This is a genomic window from Georhizobium profundi (assembly GCF_003952725.1).
In the GTDB taxonomy this organism is placed as follows: Bacteria; Pseudomonadota; Alphaproteobacteria; order Rhizobiales; family Rhizobiaceae; genus Georhizobium; species Georhizobium profundi.
The window spans coordinates 1,412,640-1,425,787 of the sequence record NZ_CP032509.1; the positions used below are offsets into that span (position 1 = coordinate 1,412,640).

A 13,148-nucleotide genomic window follows, 5' to 3' on the forward strand; every position below is an offset into this window, starting at 1 on the left:
GAGCATGAGTATGGGAATGATGATTGGTAAATCGCAGGAAACCCGTGGCGGCGGCTCTTTCGGGATCCGCTCGCGCGTGATCATGTCGGCTTCGTTGGCAGGGCTTTTGATCATTGGTTGCGGCGGCTGGGCCGCGCAAGCAAGTCTCGCCGGCGCCGCAATCGCGCCGGGTCAGATCGCGGTCAAGCGGCAGGTCAAGGAAGTCCAGCATCGTGATGGTGGAATCATCGCCGAGATCCGCGTCTCGAACGGAGACCGCGTGCGGGAAGGCGATGTGCTGGTCAAGCTGGACGAGACAGACACGCGGGTCGAGCTGTCGATCATTCGGTCGCAGCTGACGGAACTGACCGGCGTCTATTCCCGTCTCCAGGCCGAGCGCGATGGCGAGGCCGAGGTCGCGTTTCCAGAAGGCTTCGGGTCCACTGACGGCACATCCGGCGTGATCGCCGGTGAAATGAAACTGTTCCTCGACAATCGCGCGATGCGCGACAGCCAGAAGGAGCAGCTGTCGCTTCAGGCCGAGCAGTTGCGGGACCAGATCAAGGGGATGGAGGCGCAGCTTGCTTCCAACCAGGCCGAGCACACGCTGCTACTCGACGACATCACCCTGATGCGCAAGCTTCTGGAGCGCAAGCTGACCGAAGGTTCGCGCGTGCGGCAGATGGAACGGGAACTGGCCCGCATCGAGGGGCAGAGGGGTGAGATCGAAGCACGGGTGGCGCAGGCGCGCGGGCAGATCAGCGAAACCGAGTTGAAGATCATCGCGATCGACCAGGAACTCAAGGCAACGGCGCAGACGCAGATCCGCGACATCGATGCCCGCATCGCCGAATTGCGTGAGCGCGAAATCGCCGCGGTGGACCGCCTGTCGCGCACCGAGCTCAGGGCTCCTGCGTCCGGTCTCGTGTACGATCTTGCGGTGCATACGGTCGGCGGCGTCATCGGCTCAGGCGAAACGATCCTGTCGCTCGTGCCTGAGGACGAGGAGATGATGGTCGAGGTGCGCGTCTCGCCGACCGATATCGACCAGGTGACGATCGGCCAGCCCGCGCGTCTTCGCCTGACGGCCTTCAACCAGCGCACGACACCGGAATTCGAAGGCCAGGTCACAGCAATGGCCGCGGCTGCAACCCGCGATCCGGCTTCGGGGCGCGACTTCTATCTGGGAACGGTGGAGATCACGTCCGATCTGGCTCCGCTCGGAGACAAGGTCCTGATCCCCGGGATGCCTGTCGACGTGCTTCTGGTGACCGGTGAGCGCTCCGCGCTCTCCTATCTCGTCAAGCCTTTCACGGATCAGATGGCCAAGGCATTCCGCGAGGAATAGGCGTCGCCTGAAGACGCGGACAGTGGCGGGTGGGTACAGCATCCCGTCAAAAAGCCGGCGCCCTCAAAAGGGGCGCCGGCTTTTTTTCTCAAGTTAGCTCGATGATCTCAGTGATGGTGCGGCTTGGCGTCGTGGCCATGCGCGTGGCTATGATCTTCACCGTGACCTTGATCATGCGCCGCATGATCATCGACAGCTGCCACCGGCTGGGCTGCATGGTCGCCATGGTGGTGTGCAGGATCCGCATCATGCGCGATGGCGTCGGCCCGGGCTGTCATGATGTCTTTCGTGCGCGTTTCGAGGTAGCTGATGAGATCGGCCGCGTCGTTTTCTGTGAGCGCAAATGACGGCATGCGAACGCCCGGGAAGCGCGCCACCATGTCAAGCGCGACAGGATCCCCGGCCCGGCGGCTCGTTTCAGGGTCGCGGATGAAGGCCGCAAGCCAATCGCGCTCGCGCCGTTCCGTCACCCCCATCAGGTCGGGTCCGACCATGTCGCCGACGCCGACGGTGTGGCAGGGCGCGCACATCTTCTTGAAAAGCGCCTGGCCAGGCTCCGCGCTGATCTGCAGGCCGGCCAAGTCGGCGGGATCGAGATAGGCCTGATCCGGCATGCGACGTTGTTCGCGCCAGACCGGATCGAGATCGAGAACTGCGCTGGTCAGCGTTTCGATTTCGCCGAAAGGGGTGTTCCTGGACCAGTCGCCGGTCAGCGCATTGCCGAGCACGACCTCATTTCGATGGTTTGCCGGCACTTCTGAATTGTTGCCGAGCTTGGAGCCGATCTGCCGCAAGGTCTGCTCGTCGCCGGTGATGAACGTCCAGCCCGGGCCGTCATAGAATGCGTCGGCGAAGGCTTTCAGGCGTTCCGGCGTATCGTTGAGCGGGTCGACGCTGATCGACACGAAGAAGATATCCTCGCCCATCCGGCCTTCGAGGCGGCGGGCGACTTCCGCCAGCCGCGCCGTGTTGATGGGGCACAGATCGCGGCATGAGGTATAGATGAAGCTGATCACCACCATGCGGTCGCGGATCAGATCATCGAAAAACTTCACATTGATGCCGTCCTGCGTGATGACGGTGCTGTTTGGAAAGTAGTTCTCCCCCAGGGCGAGGCGCCGTTTGCCGCGGTCGCAGCGAGGAGGCTGGCGGCCAGTGCCGCCAGCATGCGTTTCGTCTTGCCCATTTGCCGAGCCCCTTCGGATCGTGGTCAGTTTTTCGGTATGAGATCGGTGACCGAAGCCAGCTGCTGTCGGTTCATGTCGCGCGGTACGCCCTCGGGAATGATTTCCGGCTTGGTGAAGAACACCCCGTCCGGCGTCGGATTCGGTGTCGGCGTGATGGCGCGCTGCGGCGAGCCTGGGACGCCGGTGAGCAGCTGGAATCGCGCAAGCATCGCGAAATCCTCGTGCACCGTGTTGTGGCAGTGGTTCACGTAGGAACCGCCATATTCACCGAACTGCACCTGGAAGGTCACGCTGCCGCCTTCGCCAAGCCGCCAGACATCCTTTCGGGCGCCCTTTTCGAAAGCGGGCATCGACATGCCGCGCCGGCTGATCGTGACGCCTTCCTCGAAATGCAAGTGAATGGGATGATCCCAGCCACCGCCGCCGTTCTCATAGGTCCAGTGCTCGACATCGCCTGCCTGCGGGATCACCATCGAAATGCGGTTGGCGTTGAAAGAATGGTGGTCTTCGCCATTGATGCGGACGGTCCAGGGGAAGGTTGCATGTTCAGGGCAGTCCGGGGTGCACGAACCGTCGGGCCCGCGCGAGTTCCCGCCGGATTTCTTGAACTCCACATGGCGCTTGCGGACCGGCTGCACGATCGGGATCTGCTCGGTCAACTGCATCGGCACCTGGCTGCGATCGAGATCGGTCCGCTTCAGGACAACACCTTCGACATCGACGCTCTGCACCTGGTTGACGATGCGGAACTCCATGATGGACCCCACGACCGGATCGTCCTTGTCACCGCGCATCGACGTCTTGATCGACAGCTGTTCCTTCATCCGCAGGCCATCCACGTGCTTGGCCTGGTTGACGAGATAGAAGCGTTGGCCGAGCGGGAAACCGGTGAAGTCCACGACGATGTCGAAGCGCTCGCCCATGCCCTGCGGCGGGAGCGTCGAAAGCGTGTAGGGCTGCGGCAGAAGATTGCCGTCGGTCGATATCAACTGGAACGGAACGGGGTTGCCGTTCTGGTCGGCGATCGCAAATTTCCAGAAGCGCGAAACGCTGGCGTTAAGTATTCTGAACCGGTACTTGCGCGGCAACACTTCCATGAAGGGGCATAGGTACCGTTGACCAAAGGCATGTCGCCCAAGAAACCGTCGACGTCGAAAATGTCGAAGAAGAGCTGGCCGCTTGCATCGCAGGCACAATCCCAGACCAACAAATTCACGTCGAAATCGGTGTTGCCCCAGTCGAGCAACGATCCGCTCGGCAGGCGCAGGTTGACACCGTCATTCAGCGCTTCGTTGCCCCGGTCGGGGCCGCTATACATGTTAATCGCGCCGAAATTGCCCTTGTAGACATTCTCGGCGGTGAAGAAGAAGCGATGATCATGGGCCCACATGGAGCCCTGGATCTCGCGATAGTCGCCCTTCACATGGACCAGCCCTCCATTGCCATCCGGGCCGGATGCGCGCGGGTCGCTGGCTGTCGTGTTGATGCGGTCGGCGCGCGCGAGCGTCGTGCTCCACCGATAATCGTAGAATGTGCCGGGGAAATGGTGGGTGTTGGCACCGCCATCGCTCTCCGCGCCATTATGGGCGTTGTGAAAGTGCAGTTGCGTTTCGTTGCGCCCGAAGCCGTTGTTCTGTGACCGGTTAACCGGCATGTTGTTGTAGATGCGGGTGAGAACCGGCTCACCATAGCGCATCTTGATCAGGAACGGCGGCATGGAGCCGTAGCTGTTCTTGCCGGATCCATAGCACCAGAAACTGTCGGGCGACTGGGTCGGGAAGTAATCGTGAAGATATGTGTCGCCGGCGCACTGGCCGATCGACATGATATAGCCTGCCTGGGGAAAGTATTCTTCCCAGCGCTGATGGGCGAATATCTCACCGGGCGGACGGCCTTCGATCGGGCCGCGCTGCGTCAGCGGATTGACATAGGCCATATCGGCATAGGGGTTCTTGCTAAATTCGGTGTGGTAGGACAGGCGCCGCGCCGGCGGCTCCTGGAGCTGGGTCGGGAACACGGCGTTGAACTCGTTGCCTTCCTGAAGCGTGTCGCGCTGGCGCTGCAACGGAATGGGCTTTTGCAGCTGTGTCCTGTGGATCGGCTGGGTGAATTTCTTGATGCCGAATAGCGGACTTCTCGGTGCGCCGGTCGGTACGGCTGCGTAGGCGCTGGTTGCGAACGGGCTGAGACCGTTCTTCAATGCCAACGCTCCGGCGGCGGTAAAGATGCCCCAGCGGATGAGATCACGCCGCGATACTTGTTCTTGATTGAGCGCCTGTACGATCTCCGCGCGGTTCGCCCGCGCCCGCTCAGCTTCCAACTTACGGATTCTCGATGCGTTTTCCGCTATATACATTGCCTAGTCCCCGCTCGGAACATGTTGAAAATTGATTTTTTTGTGATTTTATCTTTTCTATATTACGCTTTCGCTTTAGGTATTCAATTATTAGCAAAGTCTATTTTTCTATAGGACCAAGGTCCAAGCCGGTGGAGACCTTTGTCTCTTTATATATTCGACATCGGAGTATTCGCTTTCCTTGCCGATAGCCTTAGTTTGAATGCCTGTTCTCAAGGGGAACGGTGAAGAAAATTAGGGGCTTAGATTTCCTACGGCCCAAGGTCTGATGCAGGGGCACACGCGTCAGCCATAGGGCCGAAAGGAGCTTCCACAGGCGAGCGGGCGCCAGGGAACATGCAGGGATTCCGATTCAAGGCACTGACCCCGGACGGTCAGGTCGTCGAAGGCGTCGAACACGCCGTTTCGCGCACCCAGGCGCTCGTCGCGCTCGAGGCGCGCTCGCTGGTTCCCGTGCTCGTTCAGGATGCCGTTGGGGATATCTCGGCGCCGAAGAACGGCGGGGCGCAGGTTGCCCGGCGCGAGATCACCGATGCCACAGAACAACTGGCTTTGCTGCTGCGCGCCGGGGTTGCGCTCGACCAGGCGCTTGCCCTTGTCGCGCAAGGGGCATCGCGCAGCTTCGCGCGGGTTCTCGATCAGATTGCCCGGTCCGTTTCGTCCGGTGCCGCGTTGTCGGAAGCGCTTGCACCCCATGTGGCACAATTCGGATCGACCTATCTTGGCGTCGTTCGCGCTGCAGAACGGTCCGGCGCGATGGAGGCATCGCTCGAATTGCTCGTCGTCGAAAGGCGGCGGGTCGAGCGCCTGCGCGAGCGGCTGTTTGCATCGCTTGCGTATCCGGCCTTCCTGGCGGTGGCGGCGATCGCCGTGCTTGCCTTCGTGCTTCTCTACGTGATCCCGCAGTTCAAATCCGCGCTGTCGGATCTCGAGATCGCGGCCGGTGGCCAGGCATCGCTGGTCTTTGCGCTGTCGGACTTCGCGATTGATCATCAGACAGCGCTGCTCGTGAGCGCAATCCTTCTGCTGATCGGAGCCTTGGCCGTCATGCGCAGTGCGGCTGCGGCCGACCTGTTCTTCGACGTGGCCGGTGCGCTGCCCGGTACAAAGCGCATCCTCGAATACGAGCGGACTGCGAGCCTGACGGCGATCCTCGGGCTTCTGCTCGCGAGCGGTGCCGACCTGCCGTCTGCGCTTCGCCATGGTGGCGACGTTCTGCGCCAATCGCGCCATCGCCGGGATCTGGCGGAGGTGGTGCGCGCCGTGCGTGGCGGCATGCGGCTCAGTGCTGCGTTTTCGCGCAGTTCGATCATCGCGCCGGCGGCCGCACAGATGGTCAGGGTTGCGGAAGAAAGTGGCGAGCTTGCCGATGCGTGCGCGCGGGTTTCGAGCGTCTATCAAGCGATGCTGGACAAGGCGCTGGATCGGATGACGGCGGTAGCGGCACCGGTGCTGCTCCTGCTCGTCAGCGGGCTCATTGCCTGGATGATCGTCGCCGTCGTCGGCGCGCTCCTCAGCCTCAACGAGATCGTGCTATGAAAAACCGGAAGCACCCCACCGCCAACGATCTTTACCTGGGCGCCCAGCGCCGCAACCGGCGCGGCGAGGAAGGCTTCACGCTCGTTGAACTCCTGGTCGTGCTCGTCATCCTCAGCCTGATCTCTGGCCTCGTTGCGCCAAGGGTGCTGGGCTATCTGACCGATGCGCGCGCGCGCTCGAGTGCGCTTCAAATGACGGCGCTGACCGCAGCGCTCGATCTCTTCTATCTCGACACTGGACGCTACCCGTCGGATGCCGAAGGTCTCGGCGCACTCGTTAATGGCAACGGCATCGCCCGCTGGTCTGGTCCCTACATCCAGCAGGCTGCCATCCCGAGCGATCCCTGGGGCAACGCCTACGCCTACCGGGCAGAACCGGGTGGGCGGTACCGCATCATCTCGTTTGGGCCGGATGGCGTGGAGGGGGGAGGCGACGATGCCGACAGCCAGACGCCCTGATGACGCAACGGCCGGCTACGCTCTTCTCGAAACGATGATCGCCATCGTCATCGTCTCCTTGGCCGCAGCACTCGTGGTACCACCGGCTCAGGCGCTCGTGGCATCGGCGCGTCTCGAACGTACGACTAGCGCCATCGTCTCTTTGCTGCGGGCGGATCGCAATTCCGCCCTGCGCAGCGGCACGCCGGTTGCAACCACCGCAGATACCGACGGGCTACTCATCCGGTCCGATGCAAACGGGATCGTCGTCCCCATACCGTATGGCGTAACCGTCAACATGCAGGCGCGACAGGGCGTCGTCTTCTATCCCGACGGGCGATCGTCCGGCGGAGTGTTTCGCCTGTCCCAAGCGCAGTCGATCAACCTCATCTCGATCGATGCCGCCACCTCCGCCATCAGGCTGACCGCTCCCAATGCCGGGAGCGGCCGATGAAAACTCCAGCACATGACAGCGAGGCCGGTTTCACTCTTATCGACAGCCTCGTCGCCGTCGCCACGCTCTCTGCCATGACTGCGCTTCTTCCGCAGGCGATCGTGACGGCGCGGCAGATGTCGAGCGAGACGGCGAGCCTGGTAAGCGCGCGGCTCGTTGCCGACAGCGTGCTGGCCGATCTGGCGCGAAGCTCGCCCCATGCGGGCCAGCAAACCGGTGCCACCGATGGCCATAGCTGGCGCGTCGAAACGAAAATTCGCGAAGCCGGGCTGACTTCAAGATCGGAGGACGGCTCGTCGCCTGCGCTGTTCACCACGCGCATCAGCATTCAGGTGAGCGGCAACCGAACCCTTGTTGTCGAGCGTCTCTCCTACGGGGCGGTCAAATGAGCGACACCGTTTCCACAAGCAGGGAAGATGGCTTCGCGCTTCTGGAAGCGGTCGTCGTGCTGGCAATTACGGCGATGGTGTTCGTTGCGCTCGCGGTTTCGACCGGTCTCGTGGTGCGTAACGCGAAGGCGATGAGCGAGCGGACCAACCTTGCCGAAATGCTGATGGGTGGCCTGGAAGCCTGGCGGCACGACGTTGCTGCGGCCTTTATCCCGGGCGACGTCAGCAACGGACCGTCGATGACGGGCAGCGCCGATGCGATGACGTTCGTTACAGCACGCTTTGGCATCGACGGCATCCCGGCGCGCGTCACATATCGAGCGCAAAACACGCGGGTCGACCGCACGGTCGCAAACTACACCTCCGTCGCAGCCGATCGAAGCCCAGCCGCAAGCGCCGAAGCGGTGCTTGATGGCCCCTGGCGCTTCCGCTTTGCCTATCGCGCCCGCCACGGCGAAGGTCGCTGGCTCGACAGCTGGACCCGCGCCAATGAATTGCCGGCGTTCGTGCGGCTGAGCGTCCTGGCCGCGCAGGCGCCGGAAACCATCATCGCCGAAGTCGTGGCACCCATTCGCGCCAACCGGACCACTGTGTGCCTCGATGCCTGCGTGGCTGTGCTCGACCGGACGGGTCGGCCATGATGCGCGCGCTGGCCAATCCCGATGCGAGGCGGCACGACGCCGGATATGTGACCATCTCGGTGCTGCTGGTCTGCTCGCTGCTCGCGACGATTGCAGCCGGTCTTCTCACGACACCGCGGCCAACCCTTGGCCGTTCGCTGATTGACTTGCAGATGGTCGAGGTCGAAGCGCTGCTCGACAGCGGGCTCGACCTTGCAGCGTTTCGGCTGTTCGGGGCCGATAGCGGCGACGAGGGCTGGCACTCCGGCGCCGAGACGATCGCGCTCGAAAACGGCCGCGTGGTGGTCGAGGCGGGTGCGGAAACCGGGCGGGTCGATGTCAACTGGGCCGATGCGGAATTTTTGGCCAACCTCTATTCCGAGGTCGGCGCCACTTCCATGCCGGCGGCAGGTTTCGCCGATCGGGTGCTGGCACTTCGTTCCGCCGGCGATCCGCAAACGCAGGTGTCGGGGACGCTGACGACGATCGGTGATCTCGCTGCAATCGATGGGCTGGCGCCAGACGATTTTGCGCGTCTTTCACCCCATCTTACGGTGTTCGGCGGCATGGGGCAGGTTGATCCTTGGAGCGCGGATAGGCTGGTGCTGCGCGCAGTGCCGGAGATATCGCTGCGCGAGGTCGAGCGGATCCTCTCGGCGCGCCAGGCACGAAGCGAGACCGGTGACGAGACGATCCTCGAGATTGCCCGTGACCACGCCGACTATCTGTCCACGCAAAAACCGCAGCGGTTTCGTGTTACCATCGATGCCTGGGCCGAAAACGGGCTGGCGGGACGGGCCGAGGCCGTCATTGAAGACGGGACAGATCAGGACCCGTTCACAGTGCTTGCCTGGGCGCGGCGCCCCATCACCGACGCCGGACGGGGAGAACGCTGATGCGCGCGCTCCTCTCTCCTGTGCACCGCATCTGGGCGCTTCTGGTCGACGAGACCGCTGCATTGATCACACCAATGCACGAGCGTCGCTCGCGAAGCCGTCACGTCCTCACGCAGACGGCCGGTGGTTTCATTCTGCAAAAGCGGCGCGGCAGCAAGCTGGTGACCGTGGCGGAGGGATCTCTGGCGACCATCGGTTCCGCGCTCAAGCGAACCGCCAAACAGCAGCCGATGGATGTCGATGTTCGCCTCGGTGAGCGCATGGTGATGCGACGCGTCGTGCAGTTGCCGCCGACGCCTCCCGAGCACATCCCGGCCGTTGTGGGGCTGCAGATCGAAAAGCTCAGCCCGTGGAACAGCGGCAGCGCGCTCCATGCATTCCGGATAGAGCGGGACGGTGCGCAGGCGCCCGGCGCACTGATGGTGCGGATCGCCATTATGGCGCGGAAGTTCTGGGAGCGGATTGAGAAGGACCTCGCCGCAGCCGGTCTGCGCGCCGCGACACTCGGGCCGATTTCCGAAAGCCTGTCCGAGGGACCGCCGCTCGATCTATTGGCCGATCCGCAGGCGCGCCACGCGAAAGCGCGGCGCAACGCGTCCGCCCTCCTTCTGCTCCTGCTTGCCGGAACGCTCATCGGCAGCACCATCGCATATTTGCAGGTCGCCGCTGCGGAGCGTGATCTTGTGGCTCAAGCGGCGCAGGCGGCCGCGCTTCGCACAGAGCTCGAAACACAAATGGCCGACAATGCGCCCGCTGAGGGTGCACAAAAATTGCTGCAGGCGAAATTGGCTGACGAACCGCTGGTGATGCTGCTCAACGCCTTGAGCGCTGCATTGCCTGATGGGACCTATCTCACGGCATTCGAGGCGTCCGGAGCGGAGATCCGGCTCTCGGGATATTCGGATGACGCGGGTGCGTTGATCCCGCTGCTTGAAAGCGATCCCAATCTCGATCAGGTCCGCTTCGCCTCGTCCGTCTTCGTCGATCGCGAAACGGGGTCGGAACGTTTTGAGGTCGTAGCCGTCCGGGCGGGAGACGCGTCATGAGCCGCGCGCGCGCCGCCACGGTTGCCTGCCTGGCGCTGATGGCGATGGCACCAGTCGCTGCATTTCTCTGGGCCCAGGATCGGCTCAACGATCTGCGGCAAGAGACGGCGATCGTCGAAAATACGATTGCGGAGCTGCAACAGCGGCTGCAATCGAGCGCCGACGGCAGTGACCGCTCGGCCGAGGCGATGCTTGTTGATTTCCACGTGGATGGGGCGACCGAGGCCGTCGCTGCGGCTGGTCTCCAGGCGCAGCTGGCGACGCTTGCGCGTGAGGCGGGGATCGACATCGACGAGTTCGAGGTCATGCGCGCCCTGGACACGGGCACCCAGGCGGAGGCCGAACCGGGCGTCCGGCTTCGGCTGGCATTCAAGGCCGGGAACGATGCCTTTCAGGAAATGCTCTACGCGATCGAACAGCGTCGGCCGGCCATGCGCGTCCAGTCGCTGCGGCTGGCGACGTTCGATGCCGATGAGGCGCCGATCCTCAATGCCGATCTGGTCGTGGAAGCCTATCGGAGACTGGAGCCATGACGCGCCGCATTCTTGGCCCAGTCCTCGCCCTGATTTGCTCTGTCATGGTCTGGACGGCTGCGATGGCCGATGGCGCCGGGGAAAAGGCTGTTGGAGCACCATTCTTTCCGCAGATGTCGCTTGAGGCGATGACGGCCATGCGGGAGCGGCCGCTGTTTGCGCCGTCCCGGCAAACGCCCGCGCCACCAGCACCTGCCATCGTTCAGCCTGTTGCCATTGCCGAACCCATGGCGCCACCGTCTGCGCCGCCATTGCCGGAGCCTGCCGTGCGGCTGGTCGGCGTCACGATCGGGGATGATTCAGGCTTTGCGATCATCGAGCACCAGCCGACGGGCGAGGTGCTACGGATGAAGGATGGCGCCTTACTCGATCGCTGGGTGCTGTCGGTCGTCGATGCGCGCACCATCGCCTTCGAACATGAGGGGAGGCGCGCGGTCTATGCCCTGTTTCAGCGATAGGCGCGACTCATACCGTGCTTCAGATGGTGGCTTTCAGCAGCTCGTCGACGCTCGTCTGGCCGGCACACACTTTGGCATAGCCATCCTGCAGCATGGTGATCATCCCGCTCGACACGGCCGCGGCTTCGATGTCGCCGGCAGAGCTGCCCGCTCGGATCATGCCGCACAGCGTTTCGTCTATGCTGAGCACTTCGAAGATACCGATCCGGCCGCGGTAACCGGTCTGTGCGCACTGGCTGCAGCCTTCGGCGCGGTAGATGATTGCATCGGCCTTCATCGTCAGACGACCGCTGTCGGCAAAGGGCTTGAGGGCTTGCCCGGCATTCTCGTCGACGGTCCGGCAATGTGGGCAAAGCTGCCGCACGAGGCGTTGGCCGACGACGCATCTGAGCGTCGCGTTGATCAGGAACGGCTCGACGCCGAGATCCACCAGTCGCGTCACGGCGTCGGCGGCGCTGTTGGTGTGCAGCGTCGTCAACAGCAGATGGCCGGTCAGTGCGGCCTGGATGCCGACGGCCGCCGTCTCGCCATCGCGCATCTCGCCGACCATCAGAATATCCGGGTCGTGGCGCAGGAAAGCGCGAAGCGCCGTGGCGAAATCCAGCGCGATGCCCGGCCGAACCTGGGTCTGGCTGATGCCGGGGATCTGGTACTCGATCGGATCTTCGACCGTCATGATCTTGCGGTCGGATCGGTTCAGCGCGGCGAGCGCCGCCGTCAGGGTCGTCGTCTTGCCGCTGCCGGTCGGGCCCGTCACCACGATCATGCCGTGCGGTTGCTCGAGATGCGCGCTGAACCTTGCAAGGTCATCGGGCGCCATGCCGAGGCGGGCGAGATCGAGTGCGTGGGCTCCACGCGCCAGAAGTCGCATGACGAGGCTTTCGCCATGAAGGGCAGGGGCCGTGGCCACGCGAATGTCGGTTTCGAGCGTTCCGATGCGCATCCGGGCGCGTCCATCCTGCGGCAGGCGGCGTTCGGCGATGTTGAGGCCCGACAGGATCTTGACCCGCGAGATGATGCCGCGCGCGGTTTCCTCCGAGACACGCTCGTGCAGACGCAATACACCATCCACACGCAAGCGGACGCGTGCGCCGGCCTGCTCCATCTCGACATGGATATCGGTGGCTCCCGCGATCAATGCCGCTTCCACAAGCCCGTCGACGGCGTTGACGATCGGGGCATCGCTCGCAAGGTCGTGCAGACGCTCGATCTCGCTTTCGCCGATGGGCGAAGGACGTTCCACCGCTGCGGCTGTTCCAGCGTGGCGCCGCTCGGACATCGCCTCATCGAAACGGGCAGCGAGCGCATCGAAGGACGCGACAGCCAGCGGCACCTCTTCGCCCATGGCAAGCTGAAGGACGTCGATGTCTACGGTGCGGGTCGGGTCGGCGGTCGCAATGGCGACGGTGCCGTTCAATCGGCAGGGAAAGAGCCAGTTGCCGCGCAGGAAGCGGATCGACAGGCCTTCCAGCAGTTCGGGATCATAGGCGATCGACTGGTCATCCGCGCGCTGCAATCCATGAAAGGCGGCGATGGCATCCGCAAGGCGCGGCGCGGGTATCAAGGCCGCGTCGTGCAGATCGCTGTAAGACGTGCGTCCAGCTTGGCGAAGGTTTCCCAGAATAGGCTCGTTGCCGGACATGTATCCGTTGTTTTGCAGGAACGCGATAAAGGGCACCGGATCCCTGATTTGAGCATCTGTAACGAAAGCATCCATGTGGATTTTCTAGCGCCTTGCCGAGGGAAGCTGCATCGAGCCCATGGCTTATTGCAGGCTTTGACAATACCATTACGGCACTCGCCTTACGAATCAGTTTTCGGAAAAGTCGAGAGCGCGTTTTCTGTTCGGGGACAGCGAACGCTCGGGGTGCTTGCTTCGGCAATACATGCGCGGCGCGGCCGGTGG

General features: G+C 63.2%; 14 protein-coding genes. 10 read left to right on the plus strand and 4 right to left on the minus strand.

Going from position 1 to position 13,148, the window contains the following annotated elements:
* Positions 1-16: 16 nt before the first annotated feature.
* Positions 17-1,327: an HlyD family type I secretion periplasmic adaptor subunit gene (locus tag D5400_RS06535; RefSeq protein WP_245451457.1), complete on the plus strand. Its 1,311-nt coding sequence runs from the start codon at positions 17-19 to the stop codon at positions 1,325-1,327.
* Positions 1,328-1,434: 107 nt separating this feature from the next.
* On the opposite strand, the gene D5400_RS06540 is transcribed toward D5400_RS06535, so the two are convergent.
* The 3 genes from D5400_RS06540 to D5400_RS21495 all read right to left on the minus strand — a co-directional run bounded on the left by D5400_RS06540 (position 1,435) and on the right by D5400_RS21495 (position 4,834).
* Entirely contained in the window at positions 1,435-2,382 is a 948-nt protein-coding gene (locus tag D5400_RS06540) for an SCO family protein (protein WP_126008799.1), read from the minus strand.
* Positions 2,383-2,537: 155 nt separating this feature from the next.
* Complete coding sequence (locus D5400_RS21490) at positions 2,538-3,503, minus strand: multicopper oxidase domain-containing protein (protein WP_245451458.1); 966 nt, start codon at positions 3,501-3,503, stop codon at positions 2,538-2,540.
* Positions 3,500-4,834, minus strand: coding sequence for a hypothetical protein (locus tag D5400_RS21495; RefSeq protein WP_245451459.1), 1,335 nt, complete (start codon positions 4,832-4,834; stop codon positions 3,500-3,502). The genes D5400_RS21490 and D5400_RS21495 overlap by 4 nt, the downstream gene beginning before the upstream one ends.
* A 372-nt stretch (positions 4,835-5,206) precedes the next feature.
* Here D5400_RS21495 and D5400_RS06550 point away from each other — a divergent pair, with 372 nt between their 5' ends.
* From D5400_RS06550 to D5400_RS06590, 9 genes are read left to right on the plus strand one after another with little or no spacing between them, the layout of a single operon-like run.
* On the plus strand, positions 5,207-6,409 hold the full coding sequence (locus tag D5400_RS06550) for a type II secretion system F family protein (protein WP_126008801.1): 1,203 nt from the start codon (positions 5,207-5,209) through the stop codon (positions 6,407-6,409).
* Positions 6,406-6,867 (plus strand): type II secretion system major pseudopilin GspG, encoded by a 462-nt coding sequence (gene gspG / locus D5400_RS06555; protein WP_126008803.1) that lies wholly within the window; start codon positions 6,406-6,408, stop codon positions 6,865-6,867. The genes D5400_RS06550 and gspG overlap by 4 nt, the downstream gene beginning before the upstream one ends.
* Entirely contained in the window at positions 6,845-7,300 is a 456-nt protein-coding gene (locus tag D5400_RS06560) for a pilus assembly FimT family protein (RefSeq protein WP_126008805.1), read from the plus strand. Before gspG ends, D5400_RS06560 begins: the two co-directional genes overlap by 23 nt.
* Complete coding sequence (locus D5400_RS06565) at positions 7,297-7,689, plus strand: hypothetical protein (protein WP_126008807.1); 393 nt, start codon at positions 7,297-7,299, stop codon at positions 7,687-7,689. The genes D5400_RS06560 and D5400_RS06565 overlap by 4 nt, the downstream gene beginning before the upstream one ends.
* The gene (locus D5400_RS06570) at positions 7,686-8,330 is read left to right on the plus strand and encodes a hypothetical protein (RefSeq protein ID WP_126008809.1); all 645 of its coding nucleotides are present in this window, start codon (positions 7,686-7,688) and stop codon (positions 8,328-8,330) included. Before D5400_RS06565 ends, D5400_RS06570 begins: the two co-directional genes overlap by 4 nt.
* The gene (locus tag D5400_RS06575; RefSeq protein ID WP_126008812.1) at positions 8,327-9,205 is read left to right on the plus strand and encodes a type II secretion system minor pseudopilin; all 879 of its coding nucleotides are present in this window, start codon (positions 8,327-8,329) and stop codon (positions 9,203-9,205) included. Before D5400_RS06570 ends, D5400_RS06575 begins: the two co-directional genes overlap by 4 nt.
* Positions 9,205-10,251 carry a PilN domain-containing protein gene (locus tag D5400_RS06580; protein WP_126008814.1) on the plus strand — a complete coding sequence of 349 codons (1,047 nt, stop codon included), beginning with the start codon at positions 9,205-9,207 and terminating at the stop codon, positions 10,249-10,251. The genes D5400_RS06575 and D5400_RS06580 overlap by 1 nt, the downstream gene beginning before the upstream one ends.
* Positions 10,248-10,784 carry a type II secretion system protein GspM gene (gene gspM / locus D5400_RS06585; RefSeq protein WP_126008816.1) on the plus strand — a complete coding sequence of 179 codons (537 nt, stop codon included), beginning with the start codon at positions 10,248-10,250 and terminating at the stop codon, positions 10,782-10,784. The genes D5400_RS06580 and gspM overlap by 4 nt, the downstream gene beginning before the upstream one ends.
* On the plus strand, positions 10,781-11,242 hold the full coding sequence (locus D5400_RS06590) for a hypothetical protein (protein WP_126008818.1): 462 nt from the start codon (positions 10,781-10,783) through the stop codon (positions 11,240-11,242). The genes gspM and D5400_RS06590 overlap by 4 nt, the downstream gene beginning before the upstream one ends.
* Positions 11,243-11,261: 19 nt before the next feature.
* On the opposite strand, the gene D5400_RS06595 is transcribed toward D5400_RS06590, so the two are convergent.
* Positions 11,262-12,959, minus strand: coding sequence for a GspE/PulE family protein (locus tag D5400_RS06595; RefSeq protein ID WP_126008820.1), 1,698 nt, complete (start codon positions 12,957-12,959; stop codon positions 11,262-11,264).
* Positions 12,960-13,148 lie beyond the last annotated feature (189 nt).